The following is a 24,177-nucleotide window of genomic DNA, read 5'->3' as shown; positions in this document are numbered from 1 at the left end:
TCTTCATCTTCTTCGTTCAGGCGGCCAGCACCGCCTCGGCGACATCGAACCCCTTGCGCCGGGCCAGTTCGGCCCAGGCGGCCAGGAACGCATCCACATCCTCGGGCCGGCTGGCCCAGCCCAGGCTGACCCGGATGGCCGAGCCGCGAATTTCCGGCGCCAGCCCCATGGCGGCGAGAACCCGGCTGTCGGCGACCTTGCCCGACGAGCAGGCGGCGCCGGCACTGACCGCGATTCCCGCCAGGTCCAGCGCCATCACCTGGGTCTGCCCCGCCAGCCCCGGCAGGGCCAGGCAAGTGGTGTTGGGCAGCCGGGAAACACTCCCCGAGACAATTACGCATTCCGATACCGATTTTAACGCCTGACGCTCCAGCCGGTCACGCATTTCCCGCAGGTCAGATATGGGGTGTCCTCGCGCAACGTCATCCCTTGCAATTCCGGCGGCGGCTCCCATGCCGGCGATGCCGGCGACATTCTCGGTGCCGGCCCGCCGCCGCCGTTCCTGCCCACCGCCTTGCAGGATCGGTGCCAGGGGAAAGCCGCCGTCGGCCAGGACCAGCGCCCCCACTCCCGCCGGGCCGCCCATCTTGTGGGCGGACAGGGTCAGGAAATCGGCGCCCAGGGCCGTCAGGTCGACCGTGATCCTCCCCGCCGCCTGGGCGGCGTCGCAATGCAGCAGGGCGCCATGGGCGTGGGCGAGGCGGGCGGCCTCGGCCACCGGCTGGATCGCCCCGGTCTCGTTGTTGGCCAGCATCACCGATACCAGCGCCGGCTCATCGGAAGCGACCAGCATCGCCGCCAGGGCGGCGAGATCGACGACGCCGCCGGCATCGACGGGAATGGCCTCGGCGAGACCGGCATCCAGGACCGAAGGATGTTCGACAGCCGACACGATGCGACGCCGGCGTCCGCTTCCCGCCAGGGCCAGGGCGTTGGCCTCGGTTCCGCCCGAGGTGAAGACCACCGCCGCCGGATCGGCTCCGACCAGGGCCGCCACCTGGGCGCGGGCCTGTTCGACGCGATGGCGGGCGGCGCGGCCGGGACCGTGGACCGAAGAGGGATTGCCCGGCGCCGCCAGGGCCTCCGCCACCGCCGCCGCCACCTCGGGGCGCGTCGGGGCGCCGGCGTTATAGTCGAGGTAGGCGGCCATGCTCACCTGGGTCTCCCCCGTTTCCGCTACTGCGCCGCCACCGCCCCGGACGGGCCGGGAGTACCGAAGAACATGCCCGAACTGCCAAGAATGCGGCGCTCGCACACATCCGCCAGCGAGACGGAGCTGAGATAGAGATAGATCTGGTTGCCCAGTTCCTCCCACAGGTCGTGGGTCAGGCAGCGCCCCTTGTTGTTGTGGCATCCGGCCGGCGAGCCGGGGGTGCAGCGGGTGGTCTGGATGGGCTCGTCCACCGCCAGGATGATGTCGGAAATGCGGGTCTGCTGCGGCGCCCGCGCCAGCAGATAGCCGCCGCCGGGGCCGCGGACGCTTTTCACCAGCCCGCCCTTCCTGAGCTTGCCGAACAATTGTTCCAGATAGGATAGCGAGATTTCCTGACGCTCGGCGATATCGGCGAGCGCCACCGGATTTCCCTGAGAATGGCTGGCCAGATCGACCATGGCCATCACGGCGTAACGACCCTTGGTGCTGAGTTTCACGATGACATCTCCCTTGACTTGGCCACCGCCGTCTGCGGATGGTCGACCGGATTGCTGGTTGCCGCCGGAGCCGCCGGGACGGTCGGATCGGCGGAGGGGAACATGCGGGGAAGACGGCCGCAGGCCTCGGCGGGGTGGCCGTGCAGTTCGGTCTCCAGTTCCTGGACCCGCTCGATCAAGGCGCTGACCTGGCCGCGCACGGAATCGATGGCACGCACCACCGGGTCGGGCAGATCGTCTTCCCCCAGGCCATAGGCGCAGAACTCGGTTTCCTTGCGACGCATCACCATGCGGGCGGGAATGCCGACCATGGTCACCCCCGGCGGCACATCGGTCAGGACCACGGCGTTGGCACCGACGCGCGCCCCCTTGCCGACCGTGATCGGCCCCAGGACCTGGGCGCCCGAGCCGACGATGACGCCATCTTCCAAGGTGGGATGGCGCTTGCCCTTGTGCAGCGAGGTTCCCCCCAGCGTGACGCCATGATAAAGAGTGACGTCGGCACCGATCACCGCCGTCTCGCCGATCACCACTCCGGTCCCGTGATCGATGAAGAAGCGGGGGCCGATGGTGGCGGCGGGGTGAATCTCGATACCGGTGAAAATCTTGCCCACATGGGATATGAAGCGTCCAAGAACCCGGAACCCCCTGGCCCAGCACCACCGGGACAGGCGATGAATCAGTACCGCGTGCAGCCCGGGATAGCACAAGACGACCTCAAGCCAGGAGTGGGCGGCGGGGTCGCGATTCCGGATGGATGCGATATCTTCTTGAAGGCTCTTGAAAATCATAGCTCTCAATATGGTAATGTACGCGGACGACAAACGGCACGGTCGTCAGGGGGGGTGCCCGTTCGGTGGTGCCGTACGATCGAAATGAATATAGGATGCCCGACAAAGCAGGTCAAGTTTGACCAGCCCAATTCCGACTCTACGCTGTTTTTTCCCCGAGAGCCCCGCTCAACTACGGGCGGGCCGCCGGGCCTTGGAGAGTATACGGTGAGCCATGCCTGAAGTGATTTTCAATGGACCGGACGGCCGCCTCGAAGGTCGCTACCACCACGGCAAGTCCCCGAACGCCCCACTGGCGTTGTTGCTTCACCCCCACCCCCAGCACGGCGGGACCATGAACAACAAGGTGGTCTATGCCTTGTATCATGCCTTCGTCCGCCGGGGGTTCTCGACGCTGCGGTTCAATTTCCGGGGAGTCGGGCGCAGCCAGGGCAAGTTCGACAACGGACAGGGCGAACTGTCGGACGCCGCCAGCGCGCTGGATTGGATGCAGTCGTTCAACCCCAATGCCAGCGCCTGCTGGATCGGCGGCTTTTCGTTCGGCGCCTGGATCGGCATGCAATTGCTGATGCGGCGGCCCGAGCTGGACGGCTTCGTCTCGGTGGCGCCGCCGGCCAACATGTTCGACTTCACCTTCCTGGCGCCCTGCCCGTCCTCGGGTCTGATCGTCCACGGCACCGACGACGACCTGGTGCCCGAGGCCTCGGTCGCCAAACTGGCCGCCAAGCTGGCGTCCCAGCGCAACATCCGGGTCAGGTACCGCACGATCGAGGGCGCCAACCATTTCTTCGGCACCCATCTGGACACCCTGGGCGAGATGGTGGATTCCTACCTGATGGACGCGACGGCCGAACAGGCCGCCCCCCCGGCGCGCGAGCCGGAACTGGCGGCGGCGATGCCGTAGGGAAGCTACAGCCGGGAGCAGTCGGCCTGGGCCAGCTGCTTCCACTCGCTGGACTTCTTGCCCCGCCCCACCGAGGTCACGTCGATGATCTTGGCCGAGAACACCCGTGCCTGATGCGGCCTGACCAGGGCGCACATGCCGACGGCGTACTGATCCCAGGCGATTCGGGCGTTCTTCACCACCACCCACAGGCTGCCGCGATCATCGATCTGGGCATCGAGCACCCCCGGCTGCGAACGGACGGCGGCCAGGGCCGAATCCTGATCGGCCAGGACCGTCGCCGGCGATGCCAGCAGAACCAGGCCGGCAAGAAGAGAGATGACGCGCATGGGGACGACTCCGGCGAAATGATTCCCCGTCAGTTCATCACCGCCCCGATGAAGGAAGCGTTAACTCCCCTCGGGCTCAGCGCAACGTTCCGGCTTCCCTCTGACTGGCGGCGGACTTGACCGATTTCTGCAACTTCTCGAAGGCGCGAACCTCGATCTGGCGCACCCGCTCGCGCGAGATGTCGTATTGCTGCGACAGATCCTCCAAGGTGGCGGGATTGTCGGTCAGCCGACGCTTCACCAAGATGGCGCGTTCACGCTCGTTCAACTGGGCCAGGGCTCCGCTCAGCATCTGGCGGCGCTGTCCCAGTTCCTCGCGTTCACCCAGCTCGGTTTCCTGATCCTCGCGATCATCGACCAGCCAATCCTGCCACTCGCCCTCGCCCTCGATGCGCACCGGGGCGTTCAGGGAATGGTCCGGGCTCGACAGCCGGCGGTTCATGCTGATCACCTCGTCGGGGGTGACGGCGAGGGAATGAGCGATCTTGGCCACGTTCTCCGCCGACATGTCGCCTTCCTCGATGGCCTGCATCTGCCCCTTGAGCCGGCGCAGGTTGAAGAACAGCTTCTTCTGGGCGGCGGTGGTGCCCATCTTCACCAGCGACCACGAATGCAGGATGTATTCCTGAATGGCGGCCCTGATCCACCACATGGCATAGGTGGCGAGACGGAAACCGCGCTCCGGGTCGAAGCGGCGGACCGCCTGCATCATCCCGACATTCCCCTCGGAAATCAGCTCGCCCAGCGGCAGGCCATAGCCGCGATAGCCCATGGCGATCTTGGCCACCAGCCGCAGGTGACTGGTCACCAGCTTGTCGGCGGCGGGAAGGTCGCCATGCTCGCGGAAGCGCTTGGCCAGTTGGTACTCTTCCTCCGGCGGCAGCATGGGGAATTTGCGGATGTCCTGAAGGTAGCGCGTGAGGTTGCCTTCAGGCGCCAGCGACAGACTGGAAGCGATTGCCGTCATGGTCATCTCCTCTTGCGGCGCGGAGGGTATTCCCTCGTTTCCGGACCGGGGCAACATCGCCCGACGGCCACAGCATCACCGCTCTCTCACCAAGGAGAATGTCATAGCTGGGCGCTCAAGTATAGTCTTTTTTAAATGCCCTCTAACTTTTCAATCAAGGCATTGATATCAGGTGGCGTACTGCTTTCGAACCGCAAGACATACCCTTTGGTTGGATGTAAAAAGCCGAGTAGATAGGCATGAAGCGCCTGACGGGGAAATTCCGCCAGGGCGCGGCGCGCCTCGGCCGACAGCCCCCCCAGCCGATTGGAGCGGTTGCGCCCGTACGAAGGATCGCCGACCAACGGATGGCCAAGGCTGGTCATGTGGACGCGAATCTGGTGGGTGCGGCCGGTGGCCAGCCGGCATTCCACCAGGCTGACGGCGCCATTGGCGAAGCTCTTCAGCACCTCGTAGCGGGTCAGGGCCGGCTTGCCGCCATGACCGACCACCGCCATCTTCTTGCGGTCGCGGGGATTACGGCCGATATTGCCCTCGATCTCCCCCTTTCCCGGAGAGGGCAGCCCCCACACCAGGGCGCGATAGGCGCGCTCCAGGGTATGGGCGGCGAACTGGGCCGACAGCGAGCGATGGGCGACATCGGTCTTGGCCGCCACCATCAATCCGCTGGTGTCCTTGTCAATCCGGTGAACGATTCCGGGCCGCCTGACCCCGCCGATTCCGGCCAGGGACTCGCCGCAATGGGCCAGCAGGGCGTTGACCAGGGTCTCGTCTGGATTACCGGGCGCCGGATGAACCACCATGCCCGCCGGCTTGTCGATGACGATAAGGTCATCGTCCTCGTAGACCACGGTCAGGGCGATGGCCTGGGGTTCGGGTTCGGCCGGGATGTCTGGCGGCACGCCCAGGCTGTAGGTCTGGCCGGGTTTGACCCTGTGCGAGGGGTCGGCTATGGTCGATCCCTCGCAGGCGACAGTTCCCTCCTCGATCAGCGCCTTGATGCGCGAACGCGACAGGTCCGGCAGGCGCACGGCCAGCCACTTGTCAAGGCGGGTGCCGGCCTCGGCGGGCAGGACCGGATCGGGAGTCAGGATATGTTGCGGCATCGGGGTCTGAATCGTCATCCACCCATCATGGCCGATCCGAAGCGGCCAGGCGAACAGGGATTGAAGCGTACGCCATGAAAGCACTCAAGGCATTGGTGGCCTTCCTCGGCCTGCTGCTGGTGATCGGCTTCGCCGCGCTGGGCTACGGCCTTTACACCGGGGCGCATCTCAAGGGAACGGCGGCATCCTCCTCCTCGTCTCCCTCTTCTTCCGCCGCCGTTCCGTCCGCCGTCGCCGAATTCGGAACCGTCCAGATTCCCCTTCCCGCCGGCAGCCGCATCGACCAGATGAGCACCGTCGGCGACCGGGTGGTGCTGCGCCTATCCGGCGGCGGACCGGAACGCCTGCTGGTGATCGATCCGGCGGGGGGCAAGGTCGCCGGCGCCTTCGTTCTCGCTCCGGAACCGTCGGTGCGCTAGATGATCAGGTTGTCGGCCGGGGACATGGCCGTCATCGCCGACGCGGCCGAGGCCGCCTTTCCGTTCGAATGCTGCGGCCTGCTGGTGGGCCGGGGACAACGGGTGATCGAGGTCACCCGGCTGGTGCCGGCGCCGAATCTGCTGGCGGGGTGCGCGCCCGACCGTTTCGAGCTTGATCCCCGGGTCCGATTCGCGACCGAGCGCGCCCTGCGCGGCACCGCCGAACGCCTGGTCGGTCATTGGCATTCCCATCCCAACGGCTCTCCCCTGCCCTCGCCCACCGATCTGGAGCAGGCCTGGGAACCGGAGATGATCTGGCTGATCGCCGCCGTCGCCCCCCTGCCCGACGGCCGCCCCCAGACCATCCAGATCCTCGCCCATCGCCTCGACCGCGAGGGCCGACGGGTCCGCCCCGTCACCATTCACCAGACGGATAGGTCCCGATCCGGATAGACGGGTCATTCCGGGCCGGCTTCCGTCTCCAGTTCCATCACCCGCCAGCCCTCGGGGCCGAAGGCCTCCAGCGGCTTGAAGCGGGCCTTGTAGGACATCTTCCGGCTTTCGGCGATCCAGTAGCCGAGATACAGATGCGGCAGCCCCAGCAGGCGGCATTCCCGGATCAACCACAGAACCACATAGGTTCCCAGGCTGTTGCGCGCCAGATCGGGTTCGAAGAAGCTGTAGACCGCCGACAGGCCGTCGCCGATCCGGTCGGCCAGACAGGCCGCCACCAGGATGCCGTCGGGCTGGCGGAATTCGATCAGAAACGTCTCGACCGGGCTGTCCTCGACCATGGAACGGTAGTCGTAGAACCCCATCAGCGCCATGTCGCCGCCGACATGGCGGGACTCCTGATAGCGGGAGAACAGCCGGAACTGCTCGGCGGTGGCCTTGGCCGGCACCCGGGCCGCCGTCAACTCGGAATTGACGCGCCCGATGCGTCGCATGGTCTTGTCGGGAGAAAAGCCGCCGACCAGGATACGCACCGGAATGCAGGCGCTGCATCCGGGGCAGGCGGGAGTATAGGCGATGGAATGGCTACGGCGGAATCCCGCCCGCGACAGCGCCTCGTGCAGCGAATCGGCGTCGCCGCCATTCAGCTCGGTCACGATCTTGCGCTCCAGACGGCCCGGTATGTACGGACAGGGCAACGGCGCCGTCGTGAAGAAGAAATGCGGCCGTTTCAGTGGAAAGTGGTCCATGGACTCCAGCGTGCGGTCAGCTCTGCCGTTCAATATGGGGCGCCGTGCCTTCTATCGCCACTGCGCCGGATCGTTCACCACCACGGTTCCCGCCAGAAAATCATGCAGGGTGCGGCGCCGGGGATTGAACAGCGCCAGCACCAGGATCAGGCTGCCGGTAACGGCGATGGAGCCGTAAAAGCAGATAGTCTGAATCAACGCCTGCAACAGGCTCGGCCGGCCATCGGTCAGTTCGGCCCCCGGAGCGACGGACATCACCTTGATTCCGGCGATGCGCATGCCCAAGGTGGCGGCGCGGGGGCCCGAGATGGTCAAGGTGTGGTAGGCGATGGGCACCAGGGCCAGCAGAACCATCAGCAGCGGCCACAGCAGCCCCAGGCTCAGGGCCCCCAGGATGATGCTGGCGACATAGGCCATGCCCCACAGCAGCCCCACCACCACGATGTCCAGCAGATAGCCATAAATCCGGCGCAGGCTTATCCCCATGTAGTAGCGGGGATGATTCCACGGATCGCCCCATTCCGGCACATGCTCGATGGTGGCGAGATCGGTGGCCATGGCGGTCTATCTTGTCTTGTTTATGGGCACGGAGAGGGACTGGGAATTGGTCGGCCCCAGGTCGTTCTCGCGCAGCAGGATGATGCTGATGCGGCGGTTGCGCAACCCCTTGGGGTCGCTCTTGTCCAGCGGTTCCTGATCGGCGCGGCCGATCACCCGATCGATGCGGGATTCGGGCACGCCCGACGCGACCAGCGAGCGGCGGCTGGCCAGGGCGCGATCCGCCGACAACTCCCAGTTGGTGTAACCGGACGGGTCCTTGAACGGCACCGCGTCGGTATGGCCGGAAATGGCGATGCGGTTCTCGGGCAACTGGCGGATGACGCGGGCCACCACGTCCAGCATCGCCCTGGTATGGCCGTACGGCGCGCTGGACCCCGACGGGAACATGGCCAGGCCTTCCTGGTCGGTGATCTGGATGCGCAGTCCCTCGGGGGTGTTGTCGACCAGCATGCTGCCCTGGAACTGCTTCAGTTCGGGAATGCCCTTGATGGCGCCTTCGAGGATATCCTTGGCCTTGTCGAATTTCTGCTGCTCGCGCTGGGCCAGGGCTTCCTTGAATTCCTTCTCGCTCATGCCGGCCTTGTCGTTGTCCTTTCCTTCGCCGGTGCCGTCCTTGCCCTCGGCGTCGCTGTCGGACGGAAACTCCTTGGAACCGGTCAGGTCCTCGCCGCCGGGACCGATCGACGTGGGGGGAAGGTGCTGGACCAGCGACGGAGACGAGGTGTTGGACGACTGGGCGCCCTCGCCGATCACCTTGCCGCCCAGCACGCCGCCGGCGCCCGACGCGCTCTTGGACGCCATGGTGGGGGCGAAGTAATTGGAAACGCCGGTCAGCTGTTCCTCGGTGACGGCGTTCAGCAGCCACAGCAGCAGGAAGAACGCCATCATGGCGGTCACGAAGTCGGCATAGGCCACCTTCCAGGCGCCGCCGTGGTGGGCACCGCCGGACTTCTTGATCCGCTTGATGATGATCTGGTTGCCGCCCTCGGCCATGGCCCGATCAATCCGGCGGCAGGTTGGTGACCGTTTCTTCCAGTTCCTGGAAGGTCGGCCGCAGTTCGTCGGGCAGGATCTTGCGGGCAAACTCGATGGAGACCTGCGGCGCGTATCCCTGCATATGCCCGAGCAGACCGGCCTTGATGGCCAGGAAGTAATAGTGGTCCGAATCGAAGCACAACTGCATGTTGCGGGCGATGGGGGCGACGAAGGCGTAGGAGATCAGCACGCCGGTGAAGGTTCCCACCAGGGCGGCGCCGATCAGGTGGCCCAGCACCTCCGGCGGTTCGGTGATCGATCCCATGGTGTGGATGACGCCCAGCACGGCGGCGACGATGCCCAGTGCCGGCATGGCGTCGCCCATCAGGTTCACCGCGTGGGAAATCTCGTGATAGTGCTTGTGGTGGGCTTCCAGCTCGCCGTCAATGATGGATTCCAGTTCGTGGGCGTTGCTGGTGCCAAGCGTCAGCAGGCGGAGGTAATCGCACAGGAACGTGCGGGTGTGGTGGTCGCTGGTGAACTTGGGAAACTTGGCGAACAGCGGGCTTTCGTCGGGTTTTTCCACATGGCTTTCCAGCGCCAGGTCGCCCTTGGTCTTCGCCAGCTTGAACACGGCGTAGAGCATGGACAGCATCTCGATGTAGTCGTCCTTGCCGTGGTGGGCGCCCTTGAAGACCACCCCCAGGTTGGCGACGATGCCCTTGATGATGGTCTTGCCGTTGCCCAGCAGCAACGAGCCGACCGCCGCGCCCAGGATGATGATGAACTCGAATGGCTGCCAAAGAACGTTGAGGTGACCACCGGGGGCGGCATAACCACCGATCACACAGACGATTGTCACGACAATGCCGATAATGGCGAACATACGCTTCCCCTGCCCTGCCGTTCCGAAAAGAGCGGACAGATCACCTTACTGATCCGGAGGATGCTATAATTCCTTGCCGCTGTCGCGAGTCAACTGTGTTGTGGTGACGAAAAATGTTGGATCAGGGGCTTTGCCGGCCGAAGACCAAGAGCGGACATTTGACCTTGCGGCGGCAAGGCCGGTAATCTGCATCCCTGACAATGGTTGTAAAGAGTTTCTCCATGCCCCTGGACTCCCGTTCTTTCCGCAAGGCCCTGGGCTGTTTCGCCTCGGGCGTCACGGTGGTTACCGCCGTCAATCCGGCAACCGGCGAACCGGTGGGGGTGACGGTCAGCGCCTTCTCGTCGCTGTCGCTGGAACCGCCGCTGGTGCTGTTCTGCCTGGGAAACGCCACCTTGTCGCTGGATGCGTTCAGGACCGCCGGGCATTTCGCGGTCAACATCTTGTCGGAGTCCCAGCGCGACCTGTCGATCCGTTTCGCCAGCCGGACCGAGGACAAATGGAAGGGCGTCGCCTGGGAATCCTGGGACAGCGGCGCCCCCATCCTGGCCAACTGCCTCACCAGCCTGGAATGCTCCACCGTCCAGACCATGGACGGCGGCGACCACGTCATCTTCGTCGGGCGGGTCGAGCGGATGAGGCATCAGGAGGGGGGGAGCCCGCTGATCTATTTCCGCGGCAGCTATCTCGACCTGGGCTTCACCGCTCCGGCGCAAGGATAAGGACCGACCTGCCGCCTTCGGAATCAAGCCGGATCAGGCGGTTGTCGCGCCAGGCCTCCAGCATGCTGGCATAGTGGCGCGACAGCGGGTGCCCGGACTGGCCGGTGGCGATGATGAAACGACTGTCGGCCAAGTTTGCCAGATCGAACACCGCCCGCAATCCGGCGCCGTGATTCTGGGGAAAGCGGGTCAGGCCGGAATCGGCGCGATAGCCGGCACGCGCCACGGTGAAGTCGTCGCCGCCGCTGGCGATTTCCAGGTTGGCCCGCCGGTCCAGCCAGGGCACCCGTCCCAGCACCGGGTTGTCGAAGCGGGCGGGATGGGCCGCCCCCCAGTTCCACCTGGCCATATCCGGCCCCCAGGCGGCGGAAAGATCGGCCAGCGCCCCGGTCAGGCTGTGCTCGATCAGCTCCTCGCACCCCTCGGCCTCCGGGGTGGCGACATCGTCGCACCAGTGCCGCCGCCGTGTCAGGACCTGAAACAGCGGCTGGGGACGCAGCACCGACATGGACTGGAACCGCTCCTTGACCTCGTCGGCGAACACGGCCCGGTAGAGGCGGTTTACCCAGGCGGCATAGATCAGCGGTTCCGGCCGGTGGCGGTCGGCGCTTCCATCCCATTCGGCGACCATGCGCGCGGCGTCCTGGGCCGCCTTCTCTCCAAAATCCTGACCAACCAGCAAATCCTTCAGTTCGACCGCCTGCAACGACGTGACATCGCCCTGGATGGCGGACATATCGGCCTGGGTCAGCCGCCCCCCGCTCTCCAGCAGGTCGAGGATGCGCCGGGCGCGGTAACCGTCGTGCCAGTTGGCGGTGATCAGGTGGGGATACCTGTCGCCGACGACCTTGTTGTTGGCGTTGACCAGCACGCCGGATCGCGGATTGCGCGCCTGCGGCATCCTGGAGAAGGCCACCCGGCCGGTCCATTCGCCCTCGTTGGTCCAGCCACGTACCGGGACCGAGCCGTCGCCCGACTTGCGGACGGGAACCCGGCCGGCGGTGTAAAAGCCGATGGTGCCCGCGGTATCGGCATAGCCGATATTGAGAACCGGCGCCTGAAGGTCGCCGATGGCGGCGACGAAGCCATCCCAGTCCCGCGCCAGATTGAGGCGCCGCAGCGCCTGGAGGCCAAGATCAGGTTCGGCCAGCAGGGTGGCCGCCATGCTGACCACCTCGCCCGGACCGGCGAGGTCCTGGCCGGCCAGATCGGAAATCACCGGACCATGCCGGGTTTCGCGCACCGTCAGGACGGTGTCGGGAGCGTCCCTCACCCGGATGATCTCGTCACGCAAACGAAACGGGCGTGGGCCGTCCGGGGTCTTGTAGGCATCCTCGCCGGCCAGCTTCTCGACGAACAGGTCGATGGTGTCGGCCTGGGTGGCGGTGAATCCCCAGGCGATGACGCCGTTGTGGGCGATGATGTGGAACGGCACCCCCGGAACCGTGGCGCCGCTCAGGGACAGCCCCGGCGCCTCCAACTCGGCCAGATACCACAAGATGGGTGCGCGAAAGCCGAGATGAGGATCATTGGCCAGCATGGGCCTGCCCGTCTTGGTGCGGTTGCCGGCCACGATCCAGATATTGGAGGCCGGACGCGGCCGGGCATCGTCGGGAATGGCGTCCAGCAGCGCCTTGCCGCCCTCGGGAGTCAGGGTGACCGGGGCATCGGCCGGATAGGCCGGAAACAGCTCCCGCATCCGCTTGGCGTCCAGCACCCGCCCCAGTTGCCCGCGCAGGATGTCCTCGTGCCAGTCTCCGGCCAGTTGCAGGGCCATCAGCTTTTGCCAGACCAGGGAATCCGCCGGCCGCCACGGTTCCGGACGAAAGCCGAGAACTGTGTATTCCAGCGGCAGGCGGATGTGGTTGACCTCCATCCAGGCATTGACGCCGGCGGCATAGGACAGCAGCGCCGCCCGGGTAGCCTCGTCCAGACGGACGAAGGACGCCTCGGCCAGCCGGTATATGCCCAGCGTGCGCATGAAGCGGTCATTGGATAGCCCGGCGTCGCCGACGATCTCGGCCAGGCGGCCGGCGCCCACCCGGCGCTGCAATTCCATCTGCCACATGCGGTCCTGGGCGTGAACCCAGCCCAGGGCGAAATAGGCGTCGTCGGTGGATTTGGCGATGATGCGCGGCACCCCCTGCCGGTCGCGGGCGATGGCTGCGTCGTGACGGATTCCGGCCACCGGCAAGGTGCCGTCGATGCGGGGCAGCGAACTCATCAGCACCAGCCACGCCACCGAGGCGGCCAGGACGACCAGCAGGAACAGGGATCGGACGGCGAAGCCCAGCCGGCCCATCTCCCGGCCGGGCGAGGCGGCGGCCCCTTCGCTGTCATTGCCGGTCGACACGGTGCCTGCCTCCGTTGCCATGGCGGCGGATGCGACCAGTCCTACGCCGGCCCCGTCCGTCTGTAAAGCGTCCGATCCCGCGAAGGGCGAGTGGCGGCCGTCGGCACGGAAAAGAAGCCGCCGATCACCCGAACCGGTTGGTTCTGGGAAAACCGGTGGGCGGCAGGCGGCCGATGGAGGCGCGCTTGCCCAGCCAGGGCGTCAGGTCGGCCTCGGTGCGGGTACGCTCGCCCAGGCTCCAGGTCAGCCCCTGGGCCAGGGTGAAGACCTTGATGTCGGCGGCGCCGCCATCACGGTATTTCTGGAGGATCACCCCCCTGCCCCGGCTCATCTCGGGAATTTCCTCGGCCATGAACACCAGCAGCTTGCGATTGTCTCCCATGATGGCGACCGCGTCGCCCTCTAGGGCCAAGCAGAACGCCGCCTTCTCGCCGTCACCGGTATTGAGGATCATCTTGCCGGCCCTGGTCTGGGCCAGCACCTCGGTCTCCTCGACCACGAAACCGCGCCCGGAATCGCTAGCCACCAGCAGCTTTCGCCCCGGCTTGTGAACCATGACGGTGGCGATCTCGACATCGTTGGCCAGATCGATCATCAGGCGCAGCGGCTCGCCATGGCCGCGTCCCGGCGGCAGCTTGTCGCCGCCGATGGTGTAGAAACGGCCGTCGGTGGCGAACACCAGAATCTTGTCGGTGGTCCAGGTCTTCAGCAGGAAGCGAAGCTGGTCGCCTTCCTTGAACTTCAGCGCTTCCGGATTGTCGGCATGGCCCTTCAGCGCCCGCACCCAGCCTTTTTCCGACAGCACCATGGTGATGGCCTCACGCTCCACGTAGGCCTCGATGGGCACCACCACCGCCGAGGGGGCATCGCCCAACTCGGTGCGGCGCTTGCCCAGCGGGGTAGCGCCGCCAAAGGCCTTCTGGGTCGCCTTGACCTGCTCGGCGATGGTGCGCCAGCGGCGCTCCGGATCGGCCAGCAGCGCCTCCAGATCGGCCTTTTCGGCCGACAGCGCCGCATGCTCGGTCCTGATCTCCATTTCCTGGAGCTTGTTGAGCGAGCGCAGCCGCATGTTGAGGATGGCCTCGGCCTGCACCTCGGACAGGCCGAAGCGGCGGATCAGCTCGGCCTTGGGCTCGTCGGCGAAGCGGATGATCCGGATGACCTCGTCCAGATCGGCATAGACCTTGAGGAAGCCATCCAGGACCTCCAGCCGCTTGTCGATCTTGTCGAGCCGGAAGCGCGAGCGCCGTTCCAACACCACCATGCGGTGGTCGAGGAAAGCCCGCAGCACCTCCTTCAAATTCATGACGCGGGGCACCGAATTGGCGTCCAGCACGTTCATGTTGAGGCTGGCGCGGGCCTCCAGGTCGGTCTGGCGGAACAACTGCTCCATCACCAGCTCGGCCTCGACGGTGCGGTTGCGCGGCTCCAGCACCAGCCGGATGTCCTCGGCGGATTCGTCCCTGATATCGGCCAGCAGCGGCAGCTTCTTCTCGCTCAGCAACTCGGCGATCTTCTCGACCAGCTTGGCCTTCTGCACCTGATAGGGAATCTCGGTGATGACGATCTGGTAAAGGCCGTGCGACAGCTTTTCCACCGCCCATTTGGCGCGGACGCGAAAACTGCCCTTGCCGGTGCGATAGGCCTCGGCGATGGCCTCCCTGGTTTCCACCAGCACGCCGCCGGTGGGGAAATCCGGCCCCGGCAGACGTTCGATCAACTCGTCGATGGCGCAGTCCGGACGAACGATCAGATGGCTGAGCGCATCGCAGATCTCGCCGACGTTATGGGGTGGAATGCTGGTGGCCATGCCCACCGCGATACCGGCCGACCCGTTGGCCAGCAGATTGGGAAAGGCCGACGGCATCACCACCGGCTCTTCCTCGGTGCCGTCATAGGTGGGGCGGAAATCCACCGCATCCTCGTCGAGGCCGTCCATCAGGGCGGCGGCCACCGCCGTCAGCTTGGCCTCGGTGTATCGCATGGCGGCGGCATTATCGCCGTCGATATTGCCGAAATTGCCCTGGCCCTCCACCAGCGGATAACGTACCGCGAAATCCTGCGCCAGTCGCACCAGGGTGTCGTAGACCGCCACGTCGCCGTGCGGGTGATACTTGCCGATGACGTCGCCGACCACGCGGGCGCATTTCTTGAAGCCGCCATCGGGGTCCAGCTTCAACTGGCGCATGGCGAACAGCAGCCGGCGATGCACCGGCTTCAACCCGTCGCGCACGTCGGGCAGCGAGCGCGACACGATGGTGGACATGGCATAGGCGAGATAGCGCTCGCCCAGGGCTTCGGCCAGCGGCGTCTCGCGGATATCGCCGGTCGCGGCGGGCTTGGTCATGGGGATCCTCGGGATGAAAAGTCGAGATATAGTATCTCAAGCACGGAAACGGTCAACCAGTCGTATTCGGGCGGCCGGCATGGCGAGGTGATGAACCGCCAGGACATGGCGCTCCAGGAAGACTCCCGCCAGCGTCAGACCCTGGCGAATCTGCCCGTCGTCACCCTCGCCGCCCTCGACCAGGAAACGGGGCAGGATCAGCAGCTTGTCCTTCCAGGCCTCGCCGGCGACGCGGCTGACGGCCCGGCCAGTCCTGGGGCTGACATAGCCCAGGTCCTCGGTGACGCCGGTGGCGGCGCAGGCGGAAAGGTCGAGTCCGAAGCCGAGGTCGCGCAGCAGCGCCAGTTCCCAATGCACATAGACGCTGGGCCAGGATTCCGCCGCCAGGGCGGTCAGCAGCGCCTCCAGCGCCACGAAGGCGCCGGGATGCGGCTGACGCTCGGGCAACGCCATGTCAACCAGGGCACAGGCCGAGGACAGGGCCGCCAGCCGGGCGGGATCATCCAGCACGGCGCCGGCATGGGCGTGCAGCACCTCGACGCGCAGGCTGCCCAGATGCTCGGCCAGCCTGCCCCGCCACCACGCCCGCACATGGTTGCCGGGCTGGACAAGGCCGCTCTTGGCTTTGGACTGGGCGCCGTGGACCAGACCGGCATGGCGGCCGTGGGAACGGGTCAGCAGGTTGACGATGCCGCCATGCTCGCCATGACGGCGAACCGACAGCACCACCGCCTCGTCCTCCCATTCCATTCTACAGAACGCTCCACACCACGACCACGGTGCCGCCCAAGGCCGCCACCAGGATGCCGAGTCCCAGCAGCTTCTGGATACGGGTCACCGGCGGGATGTCGTCATCCTCCAGACTCCAGGCGCCGCGGGAGAAACGGTGCAGCAGCAGTCCCAGCGCCACCGCGACCGCCGCCCATACGAGCACGAGTCCAATGGCGCGCGGCGTCACGGACGGACCCCAAGGCGTCCGGCTCTAGGCATCGAAATCGAGGCCGATTTCATTGTAATGGCCGCGCTTCTCGCTCCAGTCGTCCTTGACCTTGACGTAGAGGAACAGGTGGATGCGGCGTTCCAGCAATTCCTCCAGCTCGGCGCGGGCGGCGGCGCCGATAGCCTTGATCTGCTTGCCGCCCTTGCCCAGGACGATGGGCTTCTGGCTGTCGCGCTCCACGTAGATGACCTGGTCGATGCGGGCGGAACCGTCGTCCTTCTCTTCCCAGGTCTCGGTCTCCACATGCAGCGAATAGGGCAGTTCCTGGTACAGCGCCAGGAAAGCCTTCTCGCGGGTGATCTCGGCGGCCAGCAGACGCTGCGGCAAATCGGAGATCTGATCTTCGGGAAACATCCAATGGCCGGGAGCCACCAGCTTCTCCAGGTGGGCCAGAAGGTCGGCGACGCCGGAACCGTTCAGGGCGCTGATCATGAACACGTCGGTGAAAATCCCCTCGGCATCCAGGTCGGCGGCAAGGCCCAGCAGCTTCTCGCGCCTGATCAGGTCGATCTTGTTCAGCACCAGGATGGCCTTGCGCCCCGCCGCCTTCAGGCGGGCGACGATGGCGCGGGCGTCGTCGTCATAGCCCCGATGGGCATCGATCAGGACGCAGATGTGGTCCGCGTCGTCGGCGCCGGTCCAGGCGGCGGCGACCATGGCGCGTTCCAGCCGCTTCTTCGGATTGAAGATGCCGGGGGTGTCGACCAGGATCACCTGGGCGGTGCCGGCCATGACGATTCCCAGCACCCGGAAACGGGTGGTCTGTACCTTGGGCGACACGATGGAGACCTTGGTTCCCACCAGGGCGTTGACCAAGGTAGACTTGCCGGCATTGGGCGCGCCCACCACCGCGACGAAGCCGCAGCGCTGGTCGGATTCGGGAACTTCGCTCATGACATGACCTTTTCCAGCAGGGCGGCGGCGGCGGCCTGTTCGGCGATGCGCTTGGATGGACCTTGGCCACTGGCCGAGCCTACGCCGTCCACCGCCACTTCCACCAGGAAAACCGGCTCGTGGGACGGTCCCTCGGCCCCGGCGACGGTATAGACCGGCAGGGCCTTGCCCCGCCCCTGGGCCCATTCCTGAAGGGTGGTCTTGGCATCCTTGGGCGGAGCCAGGGCCTCGCTCATCAGGCCGCTCCAATGAGCCCGCACGAAGCGGGCCGCCACCTCGTAGCCGCCATCGGCATACAAGGCCCCGATCACCGCCTCGCAGGCATCGGCCAGGATACCGGGATTGCCGCGTCCGCCAGCATCCTCGTCGCCTTTCGCCATGGCCAGCTGGCCGTCGAGACCGATGGCCAGCGCCACCCGGGCCACCGTCTCGCGGCGGACCAGGGCGGTGAAGCGCCGCGCCAGCGCCCCCTCGGCCTCGTCGGGAAATGCCTGGAACAGCATGTCGGCCACCACCAGCCCCAGCACCCGGTCGCCCAGGAATTCCAGACGCTCGTAGGGAACGGACCGGCTATTGCGGCGCCCCTGGCCGACGCTGGGATGGGTCAGCGCCTGGGTCAGCAGATCGGAACGGGCGAAGACATGCCCGAGGGCTTGGAAAAAGTCGGGGGAAACGCCGGCCACCTACTCGATTCCCTGGAACAGGCGTGAATAGCGGATCGCCCACGGCCAGCGCCAGACCTCCCACAAGGCGGCGGTGCCATCGCCCGAGAAGAACAGCACTTCGGCACGCCCCACCAGATTCTCGGCCGGCACATAGCCGACATCGGACAGGAAACGGGAATCGGCGGAATTGTCGCGGTTGTCGCCCATCATGAAGTAATGGCCGGCCGGAACCCGGTATTCCGAGGTGTTGTCGGCGGGGCCGTTGTCGCCGTGGGTCTCGATGATGCGGTGCTGGCGCCCGCCCGGCAGGATCTCCACGTACTGGTGCGCCCGAAAGATGTTGCCGTCGCGGTCGCCGCGATCGACGAAATCCTCGATCCGCCGGCGCTCCACCGGCGTGCCGTTGATATGGAGGATGCCGCCCTTGACCTGGATGCGGTCCCCTGGCAGACCGACCACCCGCTTGATGTAGTCGACCTTGTTCTCGGGCGGCTTCTTGAAGACGATGACATCGCCGCGTTCGGGCATCGCCTCCATGATCCGCCCGCCCGACGGGCCGATGCTGAACGGCATCGAATGCCGCGAATAGCCGTAGGCGTATTTGGAGACGAACAGGTAGTCGCCGATCAGCAGGCTGGGAATCATCGATCCCGATGGAATGTTGAACGGTTCGAACGCCGCCGTTCGCACCAATCCGGCGATCAGCATGGCGTAGACGACGGTCCTGACCGTTTCCATGATACCGCCTGGCTTATCCTTCGACATGAAGCAAGTCGTCCAATCGCTTGAATTAAAAAAGAATGACTGGCGCCGATGCTCAGCCACACGGGCAGATCAAGCCAGCCCCCGGCCCGCCTGTCAATACGAACAGCGTCAGTCCACGGCAACGAGTCCAGGTTAACGCGGCGGTAAGATGAGGGCTGCGAGGAAGTCAGGGTTCCAGCCTGCGGCCTTTCGTGCGGTCTTGATGGAGCGCTTTCCACGTCCGGCGCGGACGATGTTGAAGGCGAGGCGTCGGACGAGTGCCATATTTTGAGCGCCGTGACCTCGGCGCAAGCGGGACAGGTCCTCCTTGAAGATGACGTCGAGCACCCAATGCATGCTCTCAATACCCCAGTGGCAACGGATGGCCTCGGCGGCGCGTTCGGGCGACAGGAGAGCGGAGGAGATGAAATAGCGGGTATCCTCGGTCACCTTGCCGCGCCATTCGGTTCGGGTTGTGGTGCGGACGAGGCAGCGCAGGGCATGGAAGCGCGGTTCACCGGGGTAGCGACGATCTCCAGTCAGCCAATCGATTTCGTGGCTGACGGCGTAACGGCGCGTTTCGATTCTGCCGTGATCCTTATCGACGATCTCCNCACGGCAACGAGTCCAGGTTAACGCGGCGGTAAGATGAGGGCTGCGAGGAAGTCAGGGTTCCAGCCTGCGGCCTTTCGTGCGGTCTTGATGGAGCGCTTTCCACGTCCGGCGCGGACGATGTTGAAGGCGAGGCGTCGGACGAGTGCCATATTTTGAGCGCCGTGACCTCGGCGCAAGCGGGACAGGTCCTCCTTGAAGATGACGTCGAGCACCCAATGCATGCTCTCAATACCCCAGTGGCAACGGATGGCCTCGGCGGCGCGTTCGGGCGACAGGGGAGCGGAGGAGATGAAATAGCGGGTATCCTCGGTCACCTTGCCGCGCCATTCGGTTCGGGTTGTGGTGCGGACGAGGCAGCGCAGGGCATGGAAGCGCGGTTCACCGGGGTAGCGACGATCTCCAGTCAGCCAATCGATTTCGTGGCTGACGGCGTAACCATGTCTTTACAGACTCAGGCTGCACGATATCACGTCAAGGGGGTTGCCTGATGTCGGAGCATCTGGCAATTTCTGGCAACGGGGTCATCGTCAGGCTTGCGCATCGCACACTGAACCCCTTATTTTCTGCGCCTCGGCGCGGGTGTAGCTCAATGGTAGAGCAGAAGCTTCCCAAGCTTACGACGAGGGTTCGATTCCCTTCACCCGCTCCAACGCTTTTTCGCTGATATATCAACACGATAGCCCGTGACGGTTATCAGCGAACTGTTTCCAAAACCCTCCGAAAAACCCACTTTGGCACAATTTTGGCACAGTGCGGGGTCGGAGAGGCTTGGCAACTATCAGAAAACGCAATGGAAATTGGCAGGCTTTGGTCCGCCGTTCTGGGCAGAAAACGCTGTCACGGACGTTCTCGACTAAAGCCGCTGCGGTCACGTGGAGCCGAACCAAGGAAACTGAGTTCGACGTTGCCGAACGCCCTTCCGAGGTGATTGAACTGGCGACCACCACGCTTGCTGACCTCATCGAGCGTTATCGGGACACAGTGACCCCAACCAAGCGCAGTGCGTACCAAGAACGCTATCGGATGGAGCGGTTGCTCCGTCATCCGATCACCAAATTGACGCTCGACCGACTGACCACTGGCGCTTTCGCGCGGTACCGTGATGAACGGCTGAAGGAGGTTGGGAACCAGCAGGTGCGGCACGATCTTTTGGCGTTTGGTGTCGTCTTGCGTGCGGCGAGGTTGGATTGGGACGTGCCATTGAAGGACGTTTTCCTCGACGCGCTGAGGAAGCCGAAAATGCCCCCGTCCCGTGACCGCCGCCTTCATCATGGCGAGATGGAACTGATCCGCGATGCCGCCCTCGCGGGAAACACCGTCTATATCTGGGATGTGATCCAATTCGCGTTGGAAACCGCGATGCGCCAATCGGAAATTCTCGGACTTACGTGGCAGACGGTGAGCATCTCCAAGAAAATGGTGTTTCTGCCGCTGACGAAGAATGGCTTGGGGATGTCGCTCTACGCCAAGCGGCTGGAGAAAGGCCGCTTCATCTGGCCATCCCCGGCCGACGGTGTGGTGGCGATTTCGCCAGCCCAACTGGCCTATATGCTGGACGGGATCGACTGGCGTAGCCCGCGTCATACCTTCCGTCCGCAAAGCGCCGGCTGAGCCGAGGAGATCGAGCGTTTTCTTATGATTTCCGCCATTTTCTGGAAGCCAAACGGCGGGATTTATGATTCCATTTTTCCATGGAAATGCCGGTCGCCGACGATATTCCCGATGAAATCGACGCTCTGAAGGCGGCATTGGCGGTGGCACGGGCCAAGGCCGCCGATGACCAGGCGCTGATCGCGCACCAGAAACTGCAGATCGAGAAGCTGAACCGGGCGCTGTACGGCTCCCGCGCCGAACGCACCGTCCGGCTGATCGATCAGATGGAACTGACGTTCGAGGATCTGGCCGCAACCGCCACCGAGGACGAGATCGCCGCCGAGCAGGCGGTGGCCAAGACCAGCCGCCATGTACAGCCTGATCGTCACCGCCAAGATGAACGGCATCGATCCCCAGGCCTGGCTGGCCGACGTCCTCGCCCGCATCGCCGGGCATCCGGCTCACCAGATCGATGAACTCCTGCCGTGGAACTGGCGGAGCGCCACCATGCGGACTGCCGCTGCCGCCTGAGACCTACGGGGCTGCGGTTCTCACCGGATGCTTACCAAGAATATTGATCTCGCCCTGTTTCCCACTCCGAAGGGTCACGATCAATCCGACACGATTGCTGCCATCGGCTCCCGGTATCAGGTAGCGCCGGACGACCTCCGCGACCTCCCGATTCTGGCGGTCCAGCCCTGCACGAACACCGGGGATCACGATCAGATCGCCAACGACCGGAACGGCACCCCCAAAGTCCTCCACCGAGCAATCTTCTCCAATTGGCGAAAAGACGCCACCAGTCAGGGAGAAAAGTCTAATCAACATCCCCACCATAGGGAATCCTCCGACTTGAACTGTCCGGTCCTATGTCAGATGCAAGAGCGCAGGACCGTCGAAAACGTTGGACGATTCCAATGCGCGTTCATAGGATTCGTCGATCATCTCGTTTAACCGGGCGACCACATGCTCATGCCGGCTGCTGGCATGGACGCCGAATAGGTCGAGGCGATCCAGCAGATACGCCGAGAATACGGTGCATAGTCCCGTGACCAAGCCGACAGAGATGGATGAGATATACGGGGCCAACGGTCCGAATGACGTGAGGATACCTTCAAGCGCAGTTTCGAGCATGATCCCTCCGCCCGTCACTAAGCTGGCTGCCAGTAATTTTGAAGCCGCGTCCGCCGCTTCGGCTGCGGACATTCCCTCCGGAGGCAGGACCAACATTTTCATGGCCCGGCAAAGCGACATGAACCCTTCGCGGATGATCCGAACCATCCGTGCGGAAGTCATCCTGAACATATTGATGATCACGGTGACGAGATTGGACAGGAAGCCACTGATGAAGCCGGCCTTGAATGCCCCCACCGCATCCTTCCACTTGTTCTGAACGCGCTCAGCAACCCTTAGCAGTCGTACTTTCAGGGCATCCAGAAACGTGTCATCCACCCTCTCTTTGAAGCCATGCTTCCAGGCGTCCTTGACCTCAGCGAAAGCAGCGCGGACGAATTCCTCCATCAGCACGCCAACGGATTGCTGAAGCGCCATCTTCCCGCCTTCTTTAGCGCTTGTGATCGCTGTGTTTTTGATAAACTTATTGCTTGTGTAGTATGAATTATTTACTGATCCATTTATTTCTTTTCTGGCAGCATCATCGGCTGCAAGTAGTTTTTTCTCGTTAACTTCGTCAAGGTGCTTTAGTTTGTTCAGCTCCTTTGCCTGCTCATCCGTCAAGCTGCTGAGCTCGCTAAGCTTGTTAATTTTCTCTTTCCGTGTTTCAGATTGCTTTCGCAGTCTTTCTGCAAATTTTTTCGCAGAATCTCCATTCTTTGATCTGTTAATAGAGGCATTTGTAGCCTTTAAGTTTGACTGTATATTCGCCAAAGCAATTGGATCTAAATCTGCGAGATAGATCCCGGCATCATTGTGAATTTCTGAAGTTGGAACAACGTGATCAAGGTCTCTATCCTCATTTATCCCAAGAGACTCATCAGTATAAGTATCATTTATAACCCCGCCATGCTTAATGAGTTTCTTTTTTGATATCTTTGCGTTTGCATCAATATACCTAGAGTCCTGTTTATATTTGTGCTTCACGTCCTTGTATTCTGGCCTCGATTCGAATTTAGCTTTTTCACCACTTTCCGACCACGCTGTTATATTTTCCTTTCTGTATTCCTCGGACCGCACATTGTGGATGGTCGCGACATTCCCGCCCAGCATGTCATCAAAAAGAATACGCCCCAACCCAAACGGCCGAATCACTGCCTGGAGGCATTCCTTCTGGCACGCCTCGAAAAGATTTGAGAGCTTCTCCTCATCCAGCTTACCGGTGATTTCGACCAACAGTGCGTCAGCCTCAGCCTGTAAGGGGGGGTGAGCATCGAAGCCAGACATTTGGTCCAGTTGAGAATAGTCCGCACTCGAGGTTGGAAGGTTACCTTCAGGCGACGAGGCGTCGCGCTCCGCAAGCAGAGCGTTTCGGGCAGAGGAAAGAGCGAGCCTCTTCTTGAAGCGATCATGAGCGTCCATTTTTTCCTCGTTGCCATCCGGTGATCCAAAGAGATTGGGCTATGCGCTCTTGAGTTTGCGCTTTTTGTAGCTTTCCCAGCGATCGAGGAAATCCTCCTCGAACTCGTTTACAGGCCCATCGACCTCCGCGAGATACAGCAGAAAGTCATCGACGTAGGGCCAAACCTCAGGGCCGATATATTCAACGAATTTCATCGCCCCCATGAAGTCTGGAGGAGTCCGCCGGATTTCATGGATCTTGTCGCGGACCGAGGCCGGAACCACGTCTTTCGATGCACCGGATATGAACTCTGCGATGGCATTTTTTTCTTCATCGCAGGCCGGCCCATCGCACACGGACATGGCGTAGCCAATGGCCCAGAAGCAGACGATGAACTCCTCAAGCTTTTGATGATCCTTGAAGGCTGAAGCCGCCTTCTTGAGGGATTCCTCAAGGTGATTGATCTTGATCACCGCACCGGTCAGATCGAGCCCCGCGCTCTCCAGAAACTTCTTCCGCAAATATGCGATATGAAGAACGCAGGGAGCCGTAACCCGGTAGGCTGGGCCGAATGCGGTAATGACGCCCGCCGTAATCGCCAATGGGGCCGTGGCGACAAGGGCAACGCCGGCCCCGGCAAGATTGGCCTTATTGTTTGCGATTGCCGTAGCTTTTGAGCGGACATCCTTAAGGGCAGCCTCCTGTTCCTCCTTCGTCATTTTTCCAAAATTTGTTTTCAGGTGATTTACAAGAATACGATCTTCATTCAGAACAGTATTGCCGTTCTCGTATGGAACATCCAATTTCTTACAAACATCGACAACGATTTCTTCGTATGCAGGCCCCTCTCCACTTCGGAACAAATTGCGAATCGAATGCCCGCCAAAGCTTCTTATTTCATCCCCAATCTCTTTTATATACATTTTATGATTAGGGCGC

At 63.5% G+C, this 24,177-nt stretch carries 26 protein-coding genes, 1 tRNA gene and 3 pseudogenes; 8 read left to right on the top strand and 22 right to left on the bottom strand.

The features are described 5' to 3' along the window. Nucleotides 1-16: 16 nt before the first annotated feature. From MTBSS4_RS11690 to cysE, 3 genes are read right to left on the bottom strand one after another with little or no spacing between them, the layout of a single operon-like run. The gene (locus MTBSS4_RS11690) at nucleotides 17-1,150 is read right to left on the bottom strand and encodes a cysteine desulfurase family protein (protein WP_173983595.1); all 1,134 of its coding nucleotides are present in this window, start codon (nucleotides 1,148-1,150) and stop codon (nucleotides 17-19) included. Nucleotides 1,151-1,176: 26 nt separating this feature from the next. After that, nucleotides 1,177-1,650 carry an Rrf2 family transcriptional regulator gene (locus tag MTBSS4_RS11685; RefSeq protein WP_173983582.1) on the bottom strand — a complete coding sequence of 158 codons (474 nt, stop codon included), beginning with the start codon at nucleotides 1,648-1,650 and terminating at the stop codon, nucleotides 1,177-1,179. Continuing rightward, nucleotides 1,647-2,441 carry a serine O-acetyltransferase gene (gene cysE, locus MTBSS4_RS11680; protein ID WP_173983581.1) on the bottom strand — a complete coding sequence of 265 codons (795 nt, stop codon included), beginning with the start codon at nucleotides 2,439-2,441 and terminating at the stop codon, nucleotides 1,647-1,649. The genes MTBSS4_RS11685 and cysE overlap by 4 nt, the downstream gene beginning before the upstream one ends. Before the next feature lie 214 nt (nucleotides 2,442-2,655). Here cysE and MTBSS4_RS11675 point away from each other — a divergent pair, with 214 nt between their 5' ends. Next, the gene (locus tag MTBSS4_RS11675) at nucleotides 2,656-3,345 is read left to right on the top strand and encodes an alpha/beta hydrolase (RefSeq protein WP_173983580.1); all 690 of its coding nucleotides are present in this window, start codon (nucleotides 2,656-2,658) and stop codon (nucleotides 3,343-3,345) included. 5 nt (nucleotides 3,346-3,350) lie between these two features. Here the strand turns inward: MTBSS4_RS11675 and MTBSS4_RS11670 are convergent, their stop codons facing one another. From MTBSS4_RS11670 to MTBSS4_RS11660, 3 genes are all read right to left on the bottom strand, one after another. Then, nucleotides 3,351-3,674 (bottom strand): hypothetical protein, encoded by a 324-nt coding sequence (locus MTBSS4_RS11670; protein ID WP_173983579.1) that lies wholly within the window; start codon nucleotides 3,672-3,674, stop codon nucleotides 3,351-3,353. A gap of 76 nt (nucleotides 3,675-3,750) precedes the next feature. Beyond that, on the bottom strand, nucleotides 3,751-4,641 hold the full coding sequence (gene rpoH / locus MTBSS4_RS11665) for an RNA polymerase sigma factor RpoH (RefSeq protein ID WP_173983578.1): 891 nt from the start codon (nucleotides 4,639-4,641) through the stop codon (nucleotides 3,751-3,753). A 131-nt stretch (nucleotides 4,642-4,772) separates the two neighbouring features. Continuing rightward, a complete protein-coding gene (locus tag MTBSS4_RS11660) occupies nucleotides 4,773-5,765 on the bottom strand; it encodes an RluA family pseudouridine synthase (RefSeq protein WP_254432507.1) in 993 nt (330 codons plus the stop codon). Between the two features lie 56 nt (nucleotides 5,766-5,821). Between MTBSS4_RS11660 and MTBSS4_RS11655 the strand changes: the two genes are divergently transcribed. Beyond that, nucleotides 5,822-6,166 (top strand): hypothetical protein, encoded by a 345-nt coding sequence (locus tag MTBSS4_RS11655; RefSeq protein WP_173983577.1) that lies wholly within the window; start codon nucleotides 5,822-5,824, stop codon nucleotides 6,164-6,166. After that, on the top strand, nucleotides 6,167-6,619 hold the full coding sequence (locus MTBSS4_RS11650) for a M67 family metallopeptidase (RefSeq protein ID WP_173983576.1): 453 nt from the start codon (nucleotides 6,167-6,169) through the stop codon (nucleotides 6,617-6,619). Nucleotides 6,620-6,624: 5 nt separating this feature from the next. Here the strand turns inward: MTBSS4_RS11650 and MTBSS4_RS11645 are convergent, their stop codons facing one another. The 4 genes from MTBSS4_RS11645 to motA are packed head-to-tail and all read right to left on the bottom strand — an operon-like array spanning nucleotide 6,625 to nucleotide 9,790. Continuing rightward, entirely contained in the window at nucleotides 6,625-7,368 is a 744-nt protein-coding gene (locus MTBSS4_RS11645; protein WP_173983575.1) for an arginyltransferase, read from the bottom strand. A 51-nt stretch (nucleotides 7,369-7,419) separates the two neighbouring features. Continuing rightward, nucleotides 7,420-7,926 carry an RDD family protein gene (locus MTBSS4_RS11640; protein ID WP_173983574.1) on the bottom strand — a complete coding sequence of 169 codons (507 nt, stop codon included), beginning with the start codon at nucleotides 7,924-7,926 and terminating at the stop codon, nucleotides 7,420-7,422. 6 nt (nucleotides 7,927-7,932) lie between these two features. Continuing rightward, nucleotides 7,933-8,922 (bottom strand): flagellar motor protein MotB, encoded by a 990-nt coding sequence (locus MTBSS4_RS11635; RefSeq protein ID WP_173983573.1) that lies wholly within the window; start codon nucleotides 8,920-8,922, stop codon nucleotides 7,933-7,935. Between the two features lie 7 nt (nucleotides 8,923-8,929). Then, entirely contained in the window at nucleotides 8,930-9,790 is an 861-nt protein-coding gene (gene motA / locus MTBSS4_RS11630) for a flagellar motor stator protein MotA (RefSeq protein WP_173983572.1), read from the bottom strand. A gap of 221 nt (nucleotides 9,791-10,011) precedes the next feature. On the opposite strand from motA, the gene MTBSS4_RS11625 reads away from it, so the two are divergent. Beyond that, nucleotides 10,012-10,512, top strand: coding sequence for a flavin reductase family protein (locus MTBSS4_RS11625; RefSeq protein ID WP_173983571.1), 501 nt, complete (start codon nucleotides 10,012-10,014; stop codon nucleotides 10,510-10,512). Here MTBSS4_RS11625 and MTBSS4_RS11620 read toward each other — a convergent pair. The 9 genes from MTBSS4_RS11620 to MTBSS4_RS11580 all read right to left on the bottom strand — a co-directional run bounded on the left by MTBSS4_RS11620 (nucleotide 10,490) and on the right by MTBSS4_RS11580 (nucleotide 19,537). Beyond that, on the bottom strand, nucleotides 10,490-12,865 hold the full coding sequence (locus MTBSS4_RS11620) for a penicillin acylase family protein (RefSeq protein WP_254432506.1): 2,376 nt from the start codon (nucleotides 12,863-12,865) through the stop codon (nucleotides 10,490-10,492). The genes MTBSS4_RS11625 and MTBSS4_RS11620 overlap by 23 nt on opposite strands. 124 nt (nucleotides 12,866-12,989) lie before the next feature. Next, nucleotides 12,990-15,212: a DNA topoisomerase IV subunit A gene (gene parC / locus MTBSS4_RS11615; protein WP_173983569.1), complete on the bottom strand. Its 2,223-nt coding sequence runs from the start codon at nucleotides 15,210-15,212 to the stop codon at nucleotides 12,990-12,992. A gap of 36 nt (nucleotides 15,213-15,248) precedes the next feature. Beyond that, nucleotides 15,249-15,962: a DNA repair protein RecO gene (recO, locus tag MTBSS4_RS11610; protein WP_173983568.1), complete on the bottom strand. Its 714-nt coding sequence runs from the start codon at nucleotides 15,960-15,962 to the stop codon at nucleotides 15,249-15,251. Between the two features lies 1 nt (nucleotide 15,963). After that, nucleotides 15,964-16,146 carry a hypothetical protein gene (locus tag MTBSS4_RS11605; protein WP_254432505.1) on the bottom strand — a complete coding sequence of 61 codons (183 nt, stop codon included), beginning with the start codon at nucleotides 16,144-16,146 and terminating at the stop codon, nucleotides 15,964-15,966. A gap of 48 nt (nucleotides 16,147-16,194) precedes the next feature. After that, nucleotides 16,195-17,106: a GTPase Era gene (era, locus tag MTBSS4_RS11600; protein ID WP_173983566.1), complete on the bottom strand. Its 912-nt coding sequence runs from the start codon at nucleotides 17,104-17,106 to the stop codon at nucleotides 16,195-16,197. After that, nucleotides 17,103-17,789, bottom strand: a complete 687-nt coding sequence (gene rnc / locus MTBSS4_RS11595) for a ribonuclease III (protein WP_173983565.1) — start codon at nucleotides 17,787-17,789, stop codon at nucleotides 17,103-17,105. Before rnc ends, era begins: the two co-directional genes overlap by 4 nt. After that, the gene (lepB, locus tag MTBSS4_RS11590) at nucleotides 17,790-18,536 is read right to left on the bottom strand and encodes a signal peptidase I (protein ID WP_173983564.1); all 747 of its coding nucleotides are present in this window, start codon (nucleotides 18,534-18,536) and stop codon (nucleotides 17,790-17,792) included. A gap of 132 nt (nucleotides 18,537-18,668) precedes the next feature. Next, complete coding sequence (locus tag MTBSS4_RS11585) at nucleotides 18,669-19,124, bottom strand: ISAs1 family transposase (RefSeq protein ID WP_173983593.1); 456 nt, start codon at nucleotides 19,122-19,124, stop codon at nucleotides 18,669-18,671. Between the two features lie 23 nt (nucleotides 19,125-19,147). Next, the gene (locus tag MTBSS4_RS11580) at nucleotides 19,148-19,537 is read right to left on the bottom strand and encodes an ISAs1 family transposase (protein ID WP_256367409.1); all 390 of its coding nucleotides are present in this window, start codon (nucleotides 19,535-19,537) and stop codon (nucleotides 19,148-19,150) included. Between the two features lie 168 nt (nucleotides 19,538-19,705). Here MTBSS4_RS11580 and MTBSS4_RS11575 point away from each other — a divergent pair. The 4 genes and pseudogenes from MTBSS4_RS11575 to MTBSS4_RS11560 all read left to right on the top strand — a co-directional run. Next, nucleotides 19,706-19,779: transfer RNA gene (locus MTBSS4_RS11575), tRNA-Gly, on the top strand. 119 nt (nucleotides 19,780-19,898) lie between these two features. After that, complete coding sequence (gene tnpB, locus MTBSS4_RS11570; protein ID WP_173983563.1) at nucleotides 19,899-20,741, top strand: IS66 family insertion sequence element accessory protein TnpB; 843 nt, start codon at nucleotides 19,899-19,901, stop codon at nucleotides 20,739-20,741. An 86-nt stretch (nucleotides 20,742-20,827) separates the two neighbouring features. Beyond that, nucleotides 20,828-21,088, top strand: a pseudogene (locus tag MTBSS4_RS11565) (transposase); the annotation flags it as partial. Between the two features lie 10 nt (nucleotides 21,089-21,098). Then, nucleotides 21,099-21,254, top strand: a pseudogene (locus MTBSS4_RS11560) (transposase domain-containing protein); the annotation flags it as partial. A gap of 3 nt (nucleotides 21,255-21,257) precedes the next feature. Here the strand turns inward: MTBSS4_RS11560 and MTBSS4_RS11555 are convergent. From MTBSS4_RS11555 to MTBSS4_RS11545, 3 genes and pseudogenes are all read right to left on the bottom strand, one after another. Next, nucleotides 21,258-21,560, bottom strand: coding sequence for a hypothetical protein (locus tag MTBSS4_RS11555; protein ID WP_173983561.1), 303 nt, complete (start codon nucleotides 21,558-21,560; stop codon nucleotides 21,258-21,260). A gap of 30 nt (nucleotides 21,561-21,590) precedes the next feature. Beyond that, the gene (locus tag MTBSS4_RS11550; protein ID WP_173983560.1) at nucleotides 21,591-23,258 is read right to left on the bottom strand and encodes a hypothetical protein; all 1,668 of its coding nucleotides are present in this window, start codon (nucleotides 23,256-23,258) and stop codon (nucleotides 21,591-21,593) included. Between the two features lie 39 nt (nucleotides 23,259-23,297). After that, a pseudogene (locus tag MTBSS4_RS11545) lies at nucleotides 23,298-24,177 on the bottom strand (hypothetical protein); the annotation flags it as partial.

The organism is Magnetospirillum sp. SS-4 (genome assembly GCF_902729425.1).
In the GTDB taxonomy this organism is placed as follows: domain Bacteria; phylum Pseudomonadota; class Alphaproteobacteria; order Rhodospirillales; family Magnetospirillaceae; genus Phaeospirillum.
The sequence above is the reverse complement of the archived record's forward strand: the minus strand, read 5'-3'. Positions and strand labels throughout refer to the sequence as shown.